The organism is Vibrio sp. 10N.247.311.14, assembly GCF_041467715.1.
Lineage (GTDB): Bacteria > Pseudomonadota > Gammaproteobacteria > Enterobacterales > Vibrionaceae > Vibrio > Vibrio crassostreae_C.
Genome location: NZ_JBFSVE010000005.1, coordinates 34,643 through 53,245, shown reverse-complemented (window position 1 = coordinate 53,245; position 18,603 = coordinate 34,643). Strand labels below are relative to the sequence as shown.

14 protein-coding genes are annotated in these 18,603 nt (G+C 44.5%); 7 read left to right on the top strand and 7 right to left on the bottom strand.

What is annotated here, in order from left to right; genetic code table 11:
• Nucleotides 1-754: 754 nt before the first annotated feature.
• On the top strand, nt 755-1,411 hold the full coding sequence (locus tag AB6F11_RS03145) for a 2OG-Fe dioxygenase family protein (RefSeq protein ID WP_017059755.1): 657 nt from the start codon (nt 755-757) through the stop codon (nt 1,409-1,411).
• A complete protein-coding gene (locus AB6F11_RS03140) occupies nt 1,395-2,630 on the top strand; it encodes a cysteine desulfurase-like protein (protein WP_102393410.1) in 1,236 nt (411 codons plus the stop codon). Before AB6F11_RS03145 ends, AB6F11_RS03140 begins: the two co-directional genes overlap by 17 nt.
• A 148-nt stretch (nt 2,631-2,778) precedes the next feature.
• Here AB6F11_RS03140 and AB6F11_RS03135 read toward each other — a convergent pair whose 3' ends face one another.
• Nucleotides 2,779-3,450 (bottom strand): type 1 glutamine amidotransferase domain-containing protein, encoded by a 672-nt coding sequence (locus tag AB6F11_RS03135; protein ID WP_048669269.1) that lies wholly within the window; start codon nt 3,448-3,450, stop codon nt 2,779-2,781.
• A 239-nt stretch (nt 3,451-3,689) separates the two neighbouring features.
• On the opposite strand from AB6F11_RS03135, the gene AB6F11_RS03130 reads away from it, so the two are divergent.
• Nucleotides 3,690-4,574: a LysR family transcriptional regulator gene (locus AB6F11_RS03130; RefSeq protein ID WP_102393411.1), complete on the top strand. Its 885-nt coding sequence runs from the start codon at nt 3,690-3,692 to the stop codon at nt 4,572-4,574.
• Nucleotides 4,575-4,857: 283 nt separating this feature from the next.
• The gene (locus AB6F11_RS03125) at nt 4,858-6,108 is read left to right on the top strand and encodes a sensor domain-containing diguanylate cyclase (protein ID WP_017059759.1); all 1,251 of its coding nucleotides are present in this window, start codon (nt 4,858-4,860) and stop codon (nt 6,106-6,108) included.
• A 132-nt stretch (nt 6,109-6,240) separates the two neighbouring features.
• Here AB6F11_RS03125 and AB6F11_RS03120 read toward each other — a convergent pair whose 3' ends face one another.
• Nucleotides 6,241-7,065, bottom strand: a complete 825-nt coding sequence (locus tag AB6F11_RS03120) for a DUF2797 domain-containing protein (RefSeq protein ID WP_029235452.1) — start codon at nt 7,063-7,065, stop codon at nt 6,241-6,243.
• A 303-nt stretch (nt 7,066-7,368) separates the two neighbouring features.
• Here AB6F11_RS03120 and AB6F11_RS03115 point away from each other — a divergent pair, with 303 nt between their 5' ends.
• A complete protein-coding gene (locus tag AB6F11_RS03115) occupies nt 7,369-8,664 on the top strand; it encodes a GGDEF domain-containing protein (protein ID WP_102393412.1) in 1,296 nt (431 codons plus the stop codon).
• A gap of 254 nt (nt 8,665-8,918) precedes the next feature.
• Here AB6F11_RS03115 and AB6F11_RS03110 read toward each other — a convergent pair whose 3' ends face one another.
• The 3 genes from AB6F11_RS03110 to AB6F11_RS03100 form a co-directional block, all read right to left on the bottom strand.
• Nucleotides 8,919-10,289 carry a DASS family sodium-coupled anion symporter gene (locus AB6F11_RS03110; RefSeq protein WP_102393413.1) on the bottom strand — a complete coding sequence of 457 codons (1,371 nt, stop codon included), beginning with the start codon at nt 10,287-10,289 and terminating at the stop codon, nt 8,919-8,921.
• 197 nt (nt 10,290-10,486) lie between these two features.
• On the bottom strand, nt 10,487-11,287 hold the full coding sequence (locus AB6F11_RS03105) for a vancomycin high temperature exclusion protein (protein ID WP_102393414.1): 801 nt from the start codon (nt 11,285-11,287) through the stop codon (nt 10,487-10,489).
• Nucleotides 11,288-11,459: 172 nt separating this feature from the next.
• Entirely contained in the window at nt 11,460-13,148 is a 1,689-nt protein-coding gene (locus AB6F11_RS03100) for an NAD-dependent malic enzyme (protein WP_017059764.1), read from the bottom strand.
• A gap of 183 nt (nt 13,149-13,331) precedes the next feature.
• Here AB6F11_RS03100 and AB6F11_RS03095 point away from each other — a divergent pair, with 183 nt between their 5' ends.
• Together AB6F11_RS03095 and AB6F11_RS03090 are read left to right on the top strand one after the other, a co-directional pair.
• Nucleotides 13,332-15,710, top strand: a complete 2,379-nt coding sequence (locus tag AB6F11_RS03095; protein WP_102393415.1) for a helicase-related protein — start codon at nt 13,332-13,334, stop codon at nt 15,708-15,710.
• 203 nt (nt 15,711-15,913) lie between these two features.
• Nucleotides 15,914-16,291, top strand: a complete 378-nt coding sequence (locus AB6F11_RS03090; protein WP_017059766.1) for a hypothetical protein — start codon at nt 15,914-15,916, stop codon at nt 16,289-16,291.
• A gap of 166 nt (nt 16,292-16,457) precedes the next feature.
• Here the strand turns inward: AB6F11_RS03090 and AB6F11_RS03085 are convergent, their stop codons facing one another.
• Nucleotides 16,458-17,561, bottom strand: a complete 1,104-nt coding sequence (locus tag AB6F11_RS03085) for a phosphoribosylaminoimidazolesuccinocarboxamide synthase (protein WP_017055177.1) — start codon at nt 17,559-17,561, stop codon at nt 16,458-16,460.
• Nucleotides 17,562-17,888: 327 nt separating this feature from the next.
• On the bottom strand, nt 17,889-18,296 hold the full coding sequence (locus AB6F11_RS03080) for a SulA-like leucine-rich domain-containing protein (protein ID WP_017055178.1): 408 nt from the start codon (nt 18,294-18,296) through the stop codon (nt 17,889-17,891).
• Nucleotides 18,297-18,603 lie beyond the last annotated feature (307 nt).

Genomic DNA, 18,603 nt, shown 5'->3' with positions numbered 1-18,603 from the left:
AGGGATTTACAACAAACAGCATTGGAAGAATTGATAACTTTTAGGATGTGAATAAGCAAAAGGTCTATCCAACAATGGGGCATAAACGTGTTAGCGAAAAGTCTCTAACATTTGTGAGCACCTAGCTATGTTCTGGCAGTCAAAAAACACTAAGTCAACTCCGTTCGTAATATTCGACTTCAAGCGCTTTCAAAAATTGAAGACCAGTGAAGTCCCAATCCCACGAAGAAGTAAACCATTGAGGGCGGCCGAGTTCCCCCCGAACTCGACCTGTTCCAGACGCGCAAGCAAAGGCGTTTGGTTTCTGGCGTACTCATAAATTAACCAATTTCAGTTTGTTGTGTAAATAATCAATAGCTTGGCAATTGATAGGTAGGTCGTATTTTGCTGTGCAAAAGCATAGAAATGAATGATGGCGAGCGTGGTGTCTGAGCTCATGCAAGGAGGCTGGCGTATTGAAGCGAAAGGGCTGACACAATATGAAACCTAGCTTACCAGTTAATAATATCGTTAAATTTTAATTTGCAGGGATTTATAACTAGCTAGTGGAGTGTGCTAGTTTTAAGAGTTGGTCATCTTTTATTCTGGTGTTATACACTGCTTTTTATTTCTAGGTTGGATTTAGTGTCTGAATTATTAAATCTGACGGGATAAATGATTGTTTAATGTTGATTTGGCAAGATCTTCAAGTATCCTTTATGTAAACAAAACGTTAAATATCGAAAGTTAATTAACAATCATTAAGGAGTCGATGATGTTACATGCTCACGAAAATACCCTACATATTACCCACCTCAGTAACCACGCGGTTAAGGAGTTGTCACCTTCATTCTCTAAGCTACCAAGCACAGAGCATGCGGATGGCCAGTTCCGATTGAGAAGGTACTCAGTGGTTGAATTCAGTAATGGACAAGTCGTTGAGCTAGACAAACATAACTTTGTTCAGTCTGAAGACATTAATCACTTTCAAGGTGACGTTGTTCGCCAGTTCGAGCCGATTGAAGCACAAATCCTAAGCAGCGAAGGCATGCAAGAGATGTGTGAACTGTTTATTGAAACCAATGGGCTTGAAGACGGACAAGAAATCGAAATCCATCAGATCCGCATCGCCGCTATTTTTGAAGAAACTCAGGTTGCACCAGAAGGTGTTCACCAAGATGGTTTTGACCACATTGCGATCATTGGTGTTACTCGCCACAACATCGTTGGTGGTGAAGTGATGCTGTATCAAGATAGCCACGAAGCACCATTCTTTAGAAAAGTGTTAGGCGATGGCGAGGTTGCGATGCTGGCAGACAGTAAGCTTTGGCACAATGCACAACCGATTCGCACCATAGACCACGATGAGATGGGCTATATGGATGTGTTTGTTCTAACAGCTAAGGATGCGCGCAATGTCCTTCACTCTTAATGATGTGCGCCAACAGTTTAGCGCGTTAGGCCAATATCATAACGGCAAGCCTGTGACCTTTTTTGATGGTCCGGGTGGATCTCAGGTGCCTGAGAATGTTTTAGCTTCAATGACCGAATACCTAGGACATTTCAATTCAAACCTAGGCGGCCACTATTTTTCTAGCCAAAAGACCACAAGTTTAATGCAGCAAGCGCGAGAAGCGGCGCAAGCACTGCTTAATGCGGAGTCTTCTGGCAATGTTGTGTTTGGTGCCAACATGACCTCGCTGACGTTTCAGCTTAGCCGTGCGATCAGCCGCGATTGGAAAGAGGGCGATGAAGTTATCGTCACGGCGTTAGACCATTACTCAAATGTATCGAGCTGGCAGCAAGCGGCAGACGACAAAGGCGCGATTGTTCGCCAAGTTCGTGTAGACGAGTCGGATTGCAGCCTAGACATGGCGCACTTTGAGTCGCTGCTTAACGAGAAAACCAAGCTTGTTGCGGTGACATTTGCTTCGAACACGACAGGCTCTATTGTCGACATGGCAAAAGTTATTGAACTTGCACATCAGCATGGTGCGCAGGTTTATGTCGATGCCGTACATTACGCACCGCATCACTTGATCGATGTTCAGCAACTGAATTGTGATTTCTTAGCGTGTTCAGCGTATAAGTTCTTCGGCCCGCATGTGGGCATTACTTATGTTGCACCTCAATGGCTACACACGTTAAAGCCTTACAAGGTAGAGCCTGCAACCAATATCGGCCCAGGCCGTTTTGAAACAGGTACGCAAAGCTTTGAAGGCCTTGCCGGTGTGATTGCGGCGGTAGATTACTTGGCGCAATTCGGTGAGCCAACAGATTCACTGCGTTCTCGTTTAGAGCAAAGCTACGCGCTTTATAACAAGCATGAAAGCCAGCTTAGTGAGTACTTCCTTAAACGCTTGTCTGATCTCGAAGGGGCAAAGCTTTACGGGAAAACAGAGTTTGACTCGAATCTAAGAACGCCAACATTTGCCATCACCTTTGATAATCACTCTCCAGAGTTTATCGCTAAGAAGCTGGGCGAGCATAATATCTGTGTGTGGAATGGACACTTCTACGCGCTAGGTTTGGTGAAGCAGCTGGGTATCGAAGAGCAGGGCGTGGTGCGTATTGGTTGTATGCATTACAACTCGATTGAAGAGATCGACTTGCTGTTCAATGTGCTTGAAGGGATCTTGCGAAGCCATTAGCAAGCAGTCACTAGCACTTAATAGCTAAAGAATTAGAAAAGAGCATACTTCTCTCATGAACATTGAGTAGGAAGTATGCTCTTTTTCGTTTCACAGCGCTTATTACTTATTTACGTAACGCCAGTGATTCGATTAAGACCGCTTTTAATCAAGACAGCTGCTCAACAATAGCTACACCCACTGCGTGTGCGCTGGTTGGGTTCTGACCTGTAATGACTCGCTCATCAACAATCACAAGCTCTTGCCAAGGTTGAACCTTGTTGAAACGTGCTGCGCTACGAGCAAGCGACTCTTCCAGTAGGAATGGAATGTCGTTGATCGTACCAAAGTCGATCTCTTCTTCACGTGTAAAGCCAGTCACCGATTTAGAGCTTAGTAGCTTCTCGCCGTTGCTCAGAACAATCGGAAGCAGCGCCGCAGGGCCGTGACATACTGCCGCGACAATACCACCATCTTCATAATGCTTTGCTGCGATGCTAGCGAACTGTTCATTGGTTGCTAAATCTGAAAGCAAACCGAATCCACCTGGGTAGAAGATAGCATCGTAGCTTTCAGTATTGATTTGGCTTACTGGAATCGTATTGTTGATGCGGTTCTGGAAGTCATCATCCGCCAAGATATCAGCGTTAACCACATCTCCTTCAATATCCGTTCCGTAGAGTGGGGCTTTGCCACCATTGATAGAAGCGATGTCGTATTCGAATCCAGCAGCCATGATCTCTTTCAGAGCGTGGGTTAGTTCTGGAGCGTAAGTACCGTTCGCTTGATCTGTATCGCCTAGTGTTGCGTGGTTAGTTACAGGTATTAGTATTTTTTTCATGATTCGTCCCTTTGAGCACGTTTGTTTGGTTTCAGCGTTGTGGTTTTTCTTTAGGCATCGTGGTTTTTATTTAGAAAACCAAAGTTTTCAATTTAGATGCCGCTGTTTCGTTACCTGTAATACTAGTAGTAAACCATTTGAGTGATAATATGCCGAATAGGCAAAACATTATTGCTATATAGCAATAGTCTAATGTGAATTAGTCGAATGTGAATTCGTTAGATGTAAACAGGTGAAGTATGGATAGCTTTGAAGGGATTAATGAGTTTGTTGCGGTAGCCGAGTGTCACGGCTTTTCTGCAGCAGCAAAACAGTTGGGTTGCAGTACTAGTCATGTCAGTCGCCAAGTTTCAAGGTTGGAAGAGAGAGTTGGCGTGGCGTTGCTTGCGCGTTCAACACGGATGGTTAGCCTGACTGAATCTGGCCACACTTATTACCAACAGTGCAAAGACTTGGTGATTGGGCTGCAACAAGCGAATGAACAAGTCACATCTCAACAAACTCAGTTGAGCGGTACTTTACGTGTCAGTGCGGCGGGCGCATTTGCAGAAAACCATGTTGCCGCAGCACTGATGGAATTTGCTAAAGATCACCCTGAACTGACTATCGAAATGAACTTCAATACTAAGATGGTGAACTTCATCGAGGATGGTATCGACTTCGCCATTCGCTACGGTCGATTAGACGATTCAGGGCTGGTGGCAAGAAAGTTGGTTGATCGCCCAATGGCTGCGGCAGCAAGCAAAGATTACATTGCTGAGTTTGGTGCGCCAGCGAATCCAGAACAACTCAAGCTGCACAGCTGTATTATCGCCAACAGTGACCAGTGGTTATTCGAGAAAGATGGACAGCCGCTAACTGCGGTAAGAGTTCATGGCCGTTGGAGAAGCAACAATTCAAGCGCGGTACTGAAAGCTTGCGAAGAGGGGCTTGGTATCGTTTATCTTCCTAAAAGCAGTTTCAATGGCAGTCTTAGCAATGGAAAACTCGTTCCTGTGTTAGAAGAGTATTGGGGATCGGGCACAAGCAGTTGGATTGTTTATCAGAACCGTCGCTTTCTTCCACAGAGAGCACGGTTGGCTATCGACTTTTTAGTCTCTTATTTCTCTGATTGGAACGAGTAGTGCACGGGTTATTTCATCAGATTTAACCCAAAAATAGAAAAAGATAATGGTTACATTGGTATAGGTTATCTATTTCTGTTTTTTGACGCGAATAATGGGATTGAGATGCTTGTCTACTTTTACTAACTCGTGTTAGCAATTGAGTTGTAGAGAAGGCCGCAACAGTACGATATACTAGATGGCATATTAATGTCCCTAGCGCGTGATAGATTGTGTGGAAGCGTTGGCGGGATGTGTTGTTATGCTCCAGTTTATGAAGTGTAGCTAGAGTGCGGAGTTGGCAATGTCTTCAATAAATTTCGAATCCACGTACGGTGTAATAACTATTCAAGATATGAATGTAGTGAGTGTTGACGCTAACTATGCTCGCATCTATGGATACCAATCGCCCGAAGAACTACTTTCTAATATCGATAGCTTTCTAGATCTAATCTCAGAAGATTATCATGTTCTCGCCTATCAAAATTACCTTGAAACGGTCAGTGGTCAACGCGACCCTCAGGTTCACACCTATACCAATGTTGATCGCAATGGCAGAGAGTTCACCGTGTTTTCTATCGACCATGTGACGGAGTGGCAGGGAAGACCTGCACTGCAAGTCACAGTGATCGATCTTTCCCCTGCGATTCAGCTGCAAAATGCGGTGCGTGAGCAAGATAAGATGTATCACGACATGATCATGCAATCTGGGCAGGGCATCTTGGTTCACCGAGATTTCAAGCCGCTGATGGTTAATCAATCTTGGGTCAACATGCAAGGCGCGGCTTCCATCGAGCAAGTATTAGAGCTGGACTCTATCCTTGAACTGGTACCAAAACAGAATGCCGATGGCATCAGCAAGCACTATCACGCGATCGTATCAGGGGAGTTGTCAGGTACTAGTACCGTGGTTGAAAACATTGGCTTTGACGGCGTTCATCGGTTCTTCAATATTTACGACAATGCGATTACTTGGAAAGGTCAGCCAGCCGTTCAGGTTGTGCTCGAAGATGTGACTCAAAAGGTGATGCTGGAAAAGCAGTTGGTACACCAAGCGAATTACGATGAAATGACGGATTTGCTTAACCGTAGGGCGATTTATGAGTGGCTGAGAGAGCACCTTGTCTCTGAGACTCACTTAGTGTGTATGCTGCTTGATATCGATGACTTCAAATCGATCAATGATACCTACGGGCACATGGTGGGTGACGAGGTAATTTGCGCATTGGCTGATATTACTAAGCGTAATGTTGAGGCTGTGGGCGGTGTCGCAGGTCGATGGGGCGGTGAAGAGTTCATTGTATTTATCCCTAATGCGTCGCCTCAGATTTCGCGTCAAGTGTCTGATCAGATCCGAGAGCAGTTTAATCAAACCGAATTTAAGATTGATGAACAGTTACGATTTAATTCGAGTGTCAGTATCGGAATCAGTGATAGCCAAGCCTGTGAAGACGGTGTCACGATTGATGCACTCGTGAATTTAACCGATCAATCTCTCTATCGCGCGAAAGCCAACGGCAAGAATTGTGTAGACGGAGATGTGGTTGCGCTCTAACGCCTAAAATCGTCATCGAAAGCGAATAGGATCGACAACGAAAAATGCCCTCAAGTCATCACTTGAGGGCATTTTATTTTTTGGCTATTCACTAAGCGCTTCTAACTATAAGAAACGTTTAAGTTCTACAAGTTATGCAGACACTTCCACTTCGTAAGAACCAAATTTACGGATGTTAATCACACCTGTATCTAGGATAAGGTATTGGCCTTTAATGCCTTGAAGTACGCCTGTCACTTCAGGATTCTTATCAAAGTTGTGCGATACAATCTTCACTGGGTGCTGCTCAACCGGGTAGCTCAGTGAAGTGATGTTTTCGCTCAGAATCTCGATTGCATCGTCACCAAACCTTGCTCTGATCTCTTGGATTTTATCCTCAACCAATGGCAATAGTTCTTTGGCTTTTTCTACCAACTCCATATCGTCGCCATCGCCTTTTAGCAGCGTGCGCCAGTTGGTTTTGTCAGCAATGTGCTTCGCTAACTCAACTTCGATCAGGCCAGAGATCTGACGTGTTTTTACCTTCAAGATAGGCAAACCTTGAGTCGCGCCTTGGTCAATCCAACGGGTAGGGATTTGAGTATGACGAGTGATACCCACCTTTAGGCTTGATGTGTTTGATAGGTAAACGAAGTGATCAACCATGCAGTTCTCTTCACCCCATTGAGGCTCGCGACACGTGCCTTCATCGTAGTGACAAGTCTCTGGCTTCATGATGCACATGTCGCAGCTTGCTAGCTTTTTCATGCACACAAAACAGTGGCCTTGAGAGTAGCTCTTCTTAGTTTTCTTACCACATGAGCAGCAAAAAATATTGCCGGTGTGAGTGAGGTTGATGGTTTTACCAATCAGAGGGTTTAGCTCTACAAACTCTTCGCCTACAGGCAAACGGTAGGTAACCGCGCCATCAAGGGAAGCACTCATCTTTCTGAGTGTTCCTTTTGCTAATAAAGACATGACATTACTCGTTGTATTTTGATTATTATTTCGTCGACTCGATTGCGCTGTGAGCAGGCAGTACGGTTAACGATGATTATGCGATGAGTATAACAAATAGAGCCTGTTTTTATACGCAATATTACTTGATTCTCGCCGTGAATAATTAACGGCAAATACATGCATAAAAATATAGTATGACATTTTGTTCGGGCGTGATATAACGTTTTTTAGTGATTTATTGGTATTAAGATCACTAATTTACCTGATTTGTTTTTTATCGTGAAATCCCAACTATAGGGATCTTAAGCCGGAAGCTTAGACGTGAAGTGGATCCATAAGATTGTTATCTTTCTCGTTATCGCAACGCTTGCCATTGTGCAGTATTACCGTGTGAGCGGAAATCGTGTGATAACAGCAATAACCCCTGATAAATATGAATTTATCGCGACCAGCGATCGAGTTGATAGGGGCGTCAGTACATCCCAATTATCCTACGAAAATGGGCAGTATATTCTCGACTGTGAACTTAAAGAGTCGGAGTATCCTTGGCCTTATTGCGGCCTATCGATTCGTATCAATCCAGACATTACCGAAGGCCTTGATCTCTCCCAGTATCACACCTTTAGAGTGAATATTGATTACCATGCGGAAGCGGACTCTCGTGGCCGTTTGAGAACTTACCTACGCAACTACAATCCTGCTTATTCTGTTCCCGATGACGAGTACACACATAAGTACAACGGGATGGAGTTTTCTCCAGGAGTCGATGGTGGTGTGATTGAAATCCCGATCAAAAATCTGCAAGTGATGACATGGTGGCTGGCTGACAACGACATTGCGTTAGAGCATTCGGCCCCTGAATTTTCGAATGTGAATATGGTTGAGTTTGCTACTGCGTCTGGAGCGAAACTCGGTCACCACAGAATCGTCATCCGCAGTATTGAGTTCGAAGGTTCGTATATCACCGCAGAAAGCTTGTTCATGATCCTACTGTTTGTGTGGGTGGGGACGGGCACCGTATTCTTGCTGTCAGAGTTAAACCGTTCAAGAAAACGCATGGTGATCGCAGAGAAAAGACATCACCACTTAAAGAACGTCAATCGCGCACTGAGAGAACAGAATTTTGAATTTTCAGAGATGGCCCATCGTGATGAGTTAACCGGAATACTAAACCGCCACGCGATTCGTGATTGGTTGAAAATGCAGTCACAACATGTGAAGCAAGGACATGGCAAGCTGGGTATGTTGTATCTCGATATCGACTACTTCAAGAGTGTAAATGACAAGTACGGACATCAAATGGGTGACCATATTTTACGCGAGTTCAGCATGGTGGTGGGCAGTTCGATCAGCGCTACCGACAAGTTGGTGAGATGGGGTGGTGAAGAGTTCATTGTTTTTTGCCCTGAGACCGAAGCCGGAGAGGCGCAGATAAAAGCTGAACGCATTCGATTATTGGTTAGCCAGCACCTTTGGGTTCATGGCGATCCGCTGACATGCAGTATCGGTGTTGCCGAGATGAAGCAAGAGCGAGTGACAGAGACCATTGCTCGCGCTGATGAAGCTTTATATCAAGCAAAGCATTCAGGTCGAAACCAGGTGATCTTGAGTCACTAATCTGAAAATTGTTTTGATGAGTTTATAAGCCACACGTGCATATGTGACGTGTGGCGTTTTTATGGTTCTTCTCCCAAAAGCCAAAACAAAAAAGGTGGCGCGGGGCCACCAAAAGGGAAAGCGTTTCTTGTTTTTATATGCCCGTTCAGTGCTTGCTTACGCTGAACGGGCATTTTTGTCTTGGTTGAACCGGGGGAAGTTCAACCAGTTTAGGGGAGCATTCCTGTAAGCATGCGCTTATAGAACGTTAGTGTTTACCAGAAGATCCAAGCGAACAGAGTCAGAACTAGGATACAAACTAGGTTCAACACCATACCGATTCGCATCATCTCTTTCTGCTTGATGTGACCCGAGCCAAACACGATTGCGTTTGGTGGTGTTGCAACAGGAAGCATGAAGGCACAAGACGCAGCAACAGCGATCAGTGCAGACAAAATAACTGGCGACATACCAAGTGCTTCAGCGATGGTTGCGAATACTGGCACCAGAAGTGCTGCACTCGCTGTGTTACTCGCAAATTCCGTTAGGAATACCACGAACGCTACCACGGCTAGAATCGTAAGCAGTACGCCAGCTGTTTCTAAAAATCCGCTTAGTGAGTGTGCTAAGAATACGCTGGTTCCTGTCGCTTTTAGAATGTTACTTAAGCAGATACCACCACCGAATAGGATAAGAACACCCCAGTCCGTTGTCTTCTCAACGTCTTTCCATTCCACCGCTCTAGAAGCGCCAAGCAGTACAATTGCGCCAATCGCTACTAAGCTATCAAATTTAGAGAATCCACCAATCATTGCGTTGATTGGTTTACCGAATATCCAAAGCGTTACGGTTAGAAGGAAGATAGACAGTGTGATTTTCTTGCTGTTTGTCCACTCTACAGGAGCGTGGTCTAGCTCAAATTTATGGTCGAGCTTTGGCTTAGTCATCACGTACAGGACAACCATTGTGATTGGCAATAAGATCATTGAGATAGGTAGACCTAGCGCCATCCATTCTGTGAAACTTAAACCAACTTCTGCGGCAGCAATTGCGTTTGGTGGGCTACCCACTAAGGTTGCGATACCACCGATTGAAGCACAGTAAGCGATACCCAATAGTACGAACACGTAGGTGTTGCGGTCTTCACTTTGGTCAACCTTGTTCATGATGCCAAGAACAAGAGGAAGCATCATTGCTGTGGTGGCTGTGTTTGAGATCCACATGGATAAGCCAGCACTCACACCGAACAGCATGAACACAGCGACCGACATTCTGCCTTTTGCAATCAACAGTACTTTGTCAGCAATCGCTTTATCTAGCTCTTGCTTGTTCAGTGCGGCTGCCAATGCGAAGCCACCCATGAATAAGAAGATGATTGGGTTTGAAAAGTTAGCCAGCGCTGCGGGCGTGTTGAATACACCAAACAAGACAGCCAATAGGGGAACGAGCAAAGCGGTGATGCTGACGTGAATAGCTTCTGTTAACCATAGAATGGCAACGAACACGAGAATACTTAAACCTGTATTCACTTGCGCTTCGAATGGCAGGGTATTGAGCAAAACTGCAAATAGCGTGAAATTACCAATTAATATCATGCTGTTGCGGGTAAACAACCAGTGTTTCAGTGTAGTAACAAGTGCCGTCATAAGACGCTCCTTTTGTTTATCCTCGTTGTATTGGCGCGTGACTTCATTGAGTCATGCTTATTATTGTCGAGGTATATAGCTTGATGTAGGGTCAGACTTTGTTGGAAGAATGTTACTCAAGTTAATAAAGGAGTGTTGGTGTGTTTTTGCTTAACAATGGGGAAGTGTGAGGCAACAAATTCAAAATGTGTAGTTTTCTACACATCGGTCTCTGCTGGGTCTGCAATCGGGCTTTTTGTAGGGTCTACAACAGGGTTTACAGAGGGGTCAGTCATAGGGTTTGGAATCGGAAATGATTCCGGTTTTGGACTCGATTGAATGGGCTCTTTAGGTCCAAGGAACTTTGGCGTTGTCCCCATAATATACAAATCTAAGAAGGCTTTGGTACGCGCAAAAACTTCACGCAAACGGATAGAGGTGCCTGAATGATGAGTAGGGCCTGAAACCGCTAAACATTGTGCATGAATATCGTAAGAATTAGCGATAAATAGTGCTCTTTCACAGTGGAATTTCTGAGTAATGATCAGGAAGTTGTCGGTGTCGAAGATCTTTTTAGCGCGAACAATCGAGTCTAAGGTTCTAAAGCCTGCGTAATCGAGGTTAATGCGTTCATCGGGTACACCCGCTTTCAGCAAGTCGCGTTTCATCGTCCACGGCTCATTGTAAGAGCGATGAGCGTTATCACCACTTAACAGAAACTGGTCGACTTTTTCACGGTCGAACAGCTCAATCGCGGCTTCGATTCGGTGCTTATAATAGTCGTTGAGTGTTCGACCCAAATATTTGCTCGTGCCAAGCACAACGGCGACCTCAAGCTCGGGCACTTCATCTATATCGTAGATGATACGATCTTCCGCTTGCCATGAAACCCAATAATCGATCGCAATAACCGCAGCGCTGCCTACTAAGAACACGAGGAAAGCGCCAAACAGAAAACCTTGCAGTTTTTTGTAAGCTTTTTTTATGTAGCTACGGATAATGTGAGAATCAAATTTCACTCTCGGTATGGTCCTTTCACTGAGCATTAATTTTTGAGTGCTCGATAATACCAAATAAAAATGAGAAAAATCAGTTAAAAAGACAAGACAGTTTAAAGAAAAAAGCCCCTGCAATTGCAGAGGCTCATATAAGAGTCGTTAACGCTCTTTATTCCAAGCGCAGTACGCTTTATTAGAATGCCGTGCGCTTGTAGCGACGGTAAACTGGCTGCCAGAAGTGCTGGTCAATCGCTTGTTGCAGTGCTTCTTCAGTGATCTCTAGAGCAACGCCCTGTTCAATCGCCTTTTTACCTACCGCAAGAGCAATTTTCTTAGATACCGTGTGGATCTCTTCCAATGGTGGAAGTAGAGCACCTGTGCCATTGATTGCTAGTGGAGAACACGTAGCAAGTGCACGGCTTGATTCCATTAGCATTTCGTCAGTGATGCGTGAAGCATTCACAGCCAATACACCAAGGCCAATACCTGGGAAGATGTAGCTGTTGTTACACTGAGCGATTGGGTAAGTTGTGCCGTTGTGAACGACTGGCTCAAATGGGCTACCTGTCGCAACAAGTGCTTGGCCATCAGTCCAACGAATAATGTCGTTTGGCGTCGCTTCAACACGGCTTGTTGGGTTCGACAGTGGGAACACGATAGGGCGTTCACTGTGTAGGTTCATCTCTTTGATGACTTCTTTGCTGAATAGACCTGGAGCACCAGACACACCAACCAATACGGTTGGTTTCGCGTGGCGAACTACGTCTAGTAGAGAGAAACCAGTGCCATCGCTTTCCCAGTCTTTGGTGTTTTCGTTGGTTTGAACCAGACGCTGTTGGAAATCAAGCAGGTTTTGCATGCCTTCTTGTAGCAGACCCCAACGGTCAACCATGTAAACTTGAGAGCGAGCTTGTGCATCGCTGATACCTTCAGACACCATTTGAGCAATGATAGCTTCAGCAATACCACAACCCGCAGAACCCGCACCTAAGAAGGTGATACGCTGATCTGACAGTTTGCTGTTCGCTGCTTTACATGCTGCAAGTAGAGAACCTACGGTTACTGCTGCTGTACCTTGGATGTCATCGTTGAAACAACAGATGCGATCTTTATAGCGCTCAAGCAGTGGCATTGCGTTCTTTTGTGCGAAATCTTCGAACTGAACTAATGCATCAGGCCAACGGCGTTGAACCGCTTGGATGAACTCTTCAACGAATGCATCGTAGTCAGCACCCGTAATACGAGGATGACGCCAGCCCATGTACATTGGGTCAGCAAGACGTTGAGGGTTGTTAGTACCCACATCGAGTACGATTGGTAGCATGTAAGCTGGGCTGATACCGCCACACGCTGTGTAAAGTGCTAGCTTACCAATTGGAATACCCATACCACCGATGCCTTGGTCTCCCAAACCAAGAATACGCTCACCATCTGTAACCACGATAACTTTAACGTTGTGGTTTGTCGCATTATTCAGTAGGTCATCGATACGATCGCGGTTCGGGTATGAGATAAACAGACCACGGCCACGACGGTAAATATTTGAGAAGTTCTCACATGCTGCGCCAACCGTTGGCGTGTAAATGATAGGCATCATTTCAGAGATGTGGTTTTGAACTAAACGATAAAAAAGCGTTTCATTAGTGTCTTGGATGTTACGAAGGTAGATATGCTTATCCATATCACTTTCGAAGTTACAATATTGTTTGTATGCACGTCCTACTTGCTCTTGGATTGTTTCGGTTGTTTCCGGTAACAAACCTTCAAGGTTGAAAGAACTGCGCTCTTCAGCAGAGAATGCGCTGCCTTTGTTTAGAAGAGGTGTACTTAGTAGAGCAGGACCAGCATAAGGGATATATAGAGGGCGTTTATCGTTGTTCATTGGATGCCTAATATGGGAGAAAGGGTAACTAAAAAATGATAACGGTTTAGTTATTCAATTGTAAATAGTTTCTCCGCGATCTGAGCAAACAAAATGATATTCTTACCTCTGTCCCACACTTATCGAATTTCAACACGATAATTCGTTATACTTTGCTCACACTTTTTCGCTACTCGCCATTTTATGTCATTACTTCCCATCGATGCTTATCAAAACGTATTCCACGAACAAATCGCTAATTCTCACCTTGTCGTAGAGGCGGAAACCGGATCAGGTAAATCAACGCGCCTGCCACTTTGGGCCTCTCAACATGGACGAGTGTTAGTGGTGGAGCCAAGACGCATCGCGTGTACATCACTGGCTAAATACCTCGCACAGCGATCAGGCGAGAAGTTGGGTAGCAAAGTGGGCTATGCGATTAAGCTTGAGTCAGAGTATAACGAGCAAACTAACGTTGTTTTTGTGACTCCCGGTATCGCGCTGCGTTGGTTATCAGAAGACGGATTAGCCAGTTTTGATGTGATTGTGGTGGATGAGTTTCACGAGAGGCGCTGGGACATTGATCTGCTGGTGGCGATTCTGAAACAAAAAGAGAGCCATCGCTTGGTGATCACTTCAGCAACCATTGAAGGGGAGCGTCTTGCTGATTACTTGGATGCGAATCGAATTAGCTGCGAGGGGCGAACTTATCAAGTTGAGATTGAACACAGAGCGAATGAATCCAGAACACTGCCTGATAGTCGACATCTAGGGCAGCGCATCGTGGAAGAAGTGAATCATCAGTTGATCGCTTCTTCTGGCGATATGTTGGTTTTTCTACCGGGTAAAAAAGAGATCGTGCAATGCGAACAAGCCTTAGCGAAAAATCCAGATATCCAAGTTGTTAAATTGCATGCGTCGGTCAGTGATAAAGAGCGAGATTCAGCCTTATCGGGTCGTAATATCAATACTGAAGGTAATGGCCTGAAAAAGGTCATCCTTGCGACCAACGTTGCAGAAACCTCATTAACCATTCCTGACATTGGCGTGGTGATAGATTCAGGATTAGAGAGACGCACCGTTCAGCGTAATGGCAGAACCACACTGATGCTTAAATCCATATCACGAGCGAGTACCAAACAGCGAGCTGGCCGCGCGGGTAGGGTAATGGATGGCGTTTGCGTGCGTCTATATGGTGAACATGCGGCGTTAGAGTTAGTCACACCGCCTGAATTGCAGCGTGAAGAGCTGACTGAACCTATGTTGGCCGCAGCATGTTGTGGATCTCCGCTTGAGAGCTTGTCCTTCCTTGACCCTATTCCAGAGAAATCACTCAACAGTGCAACTCAAACCTTGCTGACGATGGAAGCGATTAACGCCGACCATCAAGTTACCGAGCATGGTAAAAAGCTGTATCCGTTGCCGATTGATGCTTTGTATGCCGATATCGTTACTCGAATCAAAACCAAAGCATTAAAAGAGGCGATGGTTGATCTCACTGCGGCGCTGTCCGTTCCTGCTCGCTTGTATCAGTTACCAAACAATGCAGAACATCTTGAAGCGCTCGCGCAACAAGAGAAGGAAGGGTGTGATTTAAGCCTGTTGATTCAGATTGTGCGCGGTCGAGAATATCCGCATTTAGACATCGACCAACAGGCTCTGAATGAAGCTCAAGGATTGGCGAAGCAAATGCGGGAGGTATTTGAACTTCCTCAGCTAGAAGTCGCGTCACGTTTCCAACGCATTGAATTGCTCAAGACCATTGTGAATCTGCATCCTGAACTGGTGTTTGTGCGCCGACTGAAAAGGAAAGAAGCCTTTGCCAATGGTGTTTTAGAAGTGGTGCTCGGTCGTCAGAACCGTTTCCCTGATAATGCACAAGCGATGTTGGTGTTGGATACTCACAGCTTGCCGGGAAGAGGCGTTAAGCAAACACTGACCTTAGCGACGGTCACGACACCCATTCCTCTTGAGCTTCTCATTGATGCTGAACTAGGAGAGTGGGAGCAAGGCGAAACCGTTGTGAATGATGATGGTGTTTTTACCGAGATGGCATTAGTGTACGCAGGCCGCACGATTACAACCAAACTCGTCGCCGCTGAAGGGCAACTATCGTTAAAACCTATCGTCGACCTTGTGTTAAATGGAGAGCAGCTTCCCGGTTTTGCAAAGGCTCGCACTCAAGAAATCAAACACTGGCAGTTGTATGTGAAACTTGGTCTCGATGAACAAACTAAATACACACCAGAAATTGAGAACATTAACTTTGAGCTATGGTTTATAGAGCAGCTTGAAGTACTAGGTGTTACTGATGTCAGCGAATTGGAAATGTTCGATCATGCAGACATACCGTTCGATGGCATTCCAACTTGGCTCTACTCAGAATTTTCGGAAAAATACCCGTTTGCATTGAGCCTTGCCGACTTGCAACTCGATGTTGAATACTTGCCCGCAAGAAAGCTGATTTACGTCCATTATCAGTCGGGTAGCCGAAAGTTATCGCCAAAACGTTGGGAGCTACCGACATGGTCTGGTTGGCGTATTCAGTTCAAAAAAGCGAGTCGAATAATTGATATCAAATAGATGGATAAGTTTTATCTCTAAAATATTAATCAAATAGATGCATATATGATTTTTCAGTGCTTATTTTGTTACAAGTTTGATTTTTATATTCCTTTTTAACCAATCAAAAGGTCATAAAAGACTATTCTTCTATATCCTATTGCTATAAAGAAAGAGTTGATAGATATTGAGTATATTGTGTTGCCAAAGTGTCGGGGGACATCATGGATAAACAGGAAGAGACGCGTGTAGAGTTCGATTACACAACATTTCTTGGCGCCTCATGCAGTAAAAAATGGACTTTTCTGGAAGCACTCACCACAATTGCGCCAGTGTTCAGTACCGTCTGGCGAGATAGCATTAAAGAGTTGGGCACCCCAGAGGATCGTTTATGGCAGATGGCATTGAAATCAATGTCGACGCGTAAAAGTGATGAGTCGAACATTGTTACCTTACTCAAGCTCGCTAAGCTGGAAGGGATCAATGAGCTCAAAGTGGTGATGCCATATTCACTTGAAGAAGAGCAGATCGAGTATATTGAATCGCGCAGTCATTTAGTGATTGCGGGTAATTCTGGAGAAGAGTTCACGATTAAGCTGTAACTTCAGCTCGCCTATAATCTCTCTCGAGGAATAGTAAAAACGTACACGTAAAAAGGGCCTCAAATATTGAGGCCCTTTTAGTATCTAAAACTTGAGTCTACGAGCTTATTAGCTTTCGAGCTTTTTATTTTGAGATTAAGCGATTAAGCAATTAGCAATTAAGCGACTAGTCGATTAGACCATAGTCAGCGCGCAGTACATCGATGATCTCTTGCTTAGGATTTTCGCTCAGTACGATCTCCGCACCTGTGATTTTCGCTGCGATATCAAGGTAAGTGCGAGACAGAGACATTAGAGAATCCAGTGGAAGTTCATTGTCACGAGCCAATGCTTCACGTTCTGGCATACGCTCTTTATTCAAAAGAATGTCGGCATCAGGGAAGTAGTTAAGCAAGAACTGACGGAAGCCTTCTTTTGAATTCTCAACGATGTTGCCGTTGTTATATTCCTGAGTATCCCAAATGCGAGATGAATCTGGAGTACCGACTTCGTCCATGTAGATAAGCTTTTCTTTGCCTTGAGCATCGTTGACGTAGCCAAACTCAAATTTGGTATCAACAAAGGTTTGGTCTACTTTTGCTAGCGCTTGGCTGATTACGTTGAAGCCTTCTTTAAGAAGTTTTTCGTAATGCGCGATGTCGCTTGCTTGAGTAAAGTTGAATGCTGCGAAGTTATCTTCGATGTTGTTGCGTGTGATGTTCACATCGTCAGCTTCTGGAACGCCAGGAATACCTTTCAGAATCCCTTTTGTTGAAGGCGTGATCAGTAGCTCAGGCAACTTCTTGTCTTTCTCAAGGCCTTCAGGCATCTCGATACCACAGAATTCACGTTCGCCGTTTGCGTATGCACGCCACATTGAACCAGTGATGTATTGACGACAAATCGCTTCGATCATGACTGGGCGAGCTTTTTGTACAATCCATACGAACGGGTGAGGGATATCAAGAATATGACTGTCAGCAAGTCCGTTGTCTTTAAACAATTTGAACCAGTGGTTAGAGATAGCATTCAGAGCCGCTCCCTTACCTGGAACACCTTTAAGATTCCCTTCACCACGCCAGATACAATCAAATGCAGAGATACGGTCACTGATCACCATGATTGCTAAAGGCGCATCGGGTGCTACGTCGTAGCCTTTCTCTTTAATTAGTCGTTGGCTATCTTCTTCAGTTAACCAGTAGACTGAGCGAACCTTGCCACTGTGGACAGGTTTGTCAGTACGGATTGGTAGGTCATCATTTACGGCAAGAACTTGATCAGCAAGGCTCATTTAGACATTCCTATCTTTTATCAAACGTCATACAGAGAAGTGCGGTGTGCACATGATTAGACGGGCATTATACCCAATCTACTATTTGCTTCCAGAGAAAAAGCAAACGATTGCTAAATCTGTTGTTTAAATAAAAACCCCCGCCTAACAATCCGCTAAAAAATGGGCGAATTGTAGGGCAGGGGAAGGCAGTATGTTTGGACTGTGTTTTGGCGAATTTTTTCTTAAGTTAAATTAAGTTTGTTAGCTAAAAGATTAAGCTATGTTTGTGGACCATGTTTTTGAGCCAAAATGTTATTAAGCCAACATGTTATTAAGCAAGGTGGCTTAGTGAATACGCTCTGAATTTGCATCCATAAAGAAGACTTCACATTGAAAGCGTAACCCTAATGTTCTTAGGTACTGTTGGCTGAACTGATCAATCGATGCACTTGCAACAATCGCGCTCGCATTCTTAGAGCGGATTGCTTTCTCGACAGTCTCTACCTCAGTCATTTGATGAGAGGCTTTCATATGAATAACGCGGTCGCAGCAAACATTATGTTGCTTAAGCTGCTTAGCCGATGGTCTTGGTGTTTGAGCCGTAAACAGTAACCACTGATGTTGATTGGACAGCAACGCCATTCTTGCAAACAACGCTTCCTCGTTTGAATTTTTGCTTTTACGAGAAACTGATGTAAATGCGCAGTGAACTAGCGGGCTAGAGTGTTGTGCTTTAACGTGTGCTTGAATCATTTTGCTGTCCTTATATACATGCTGTATGTGTATACAGTAGTTTTAGTTGCTTATAAGATCAAGCGTTTTTTGCGGGATTATTGGACGATTTCGTCTGAGGTTATGGATGGTAAATGATTAAATCATTGAAAGTATTCGATAAATTAAATTTGAATGAATCTGCTGTTTTGTATCATAAGTTGAATAAATGTGAGCTTTATACAGGTGTATACACTGGTTTTTGCAGAAAAGTACTGTATATACCTGTATAGAAGAAAGAAGAAAGAAGAAAGAAGAAAGAAGAAAGAAGAAAGAAGAAAGAAGATCT

Coding starts and splice junctions, on each gene's coding strand:
- AB6F11_RS03125 (WP_017059759.1), top strand. CDS start 4,858: ATGTCTTCAATAAATTTCGAATCCACGTACGGTGTAATAACTATTCAA.
- AB6F11_RS03135 (WP_048669269.1), bottom strand. CDS start 3,450: ATGAAAAAAATACTAATACCTGTAACTAACCACGCAACACTAGGCGAT.
- AB6F11_RS03080 (WP_017055178.1), bottom strand. CDS start 18,296: ATGATTCAAGCACACGTTAAAGCACAACACTCTAGCCCGCTAGTTCAC.
- AB6F11_RS03120 (WP_029235452.1), bottom strand. CDS start 7,065: ATGTCTTTATTAGCAAAAGGAACACTCAGAAAGATGAGTGCTTCCCTT.
- AB6F11_RS03095 (WP_102393415.1), top strand. CDS start 13,332: ATGTCATTACTTCCCATCGATGCTTATCAAAACGTATTCCACGAACAA.
- AB6F11_RS03140 (WP_102393410.1), top strand. CDS start 1,395: ATGTCCTTCACTCTTAATGATGTGCGCCAACAGTTTAGCGCGTTAGGC.
- AB6F11_RS03145 (WP_017059755.1), top strand. CDS start 755: ATGTTACATGCTCACGAAAATACCCTACATATTACCCACCTCAGTAAC.
- AB6F11_RS03100 (WP_017059764.1), bottom strand. CDS start 13,148: ATGAACAACGATAAACGCCCTCTATATATCCCTTATGCTGGTCCTGCT.
- AB6F11_RS03110 (WP_102393413.1), bottom strand. CDS start 10,289: ATGACGGCACTTGTTACTACACTGAAACACTGGTTGTTTACCCGCAAC.
- AB6F11_RS03130 (WP_102393411.1), top strand. CDS start 3,690: ATGGATAGCTTTGAAGGGATTAATGAGTTTGTTGCGGTAGCCGAGTGT.
- AB6F11_RS03085 (WP_017055177.1), bottom strand. CDS start 17,561: ATGAGCCTTGCTGATCAAGTTCTTGCCGTAAATGATGACCTACCAATC.
- AB6F11_RS03090 (WP_017059766.1), top strand. CDS start 15,914: ATGGATAAACAGGAAGAGACGCGTGTAGAGTTCGATTACACAACATTT.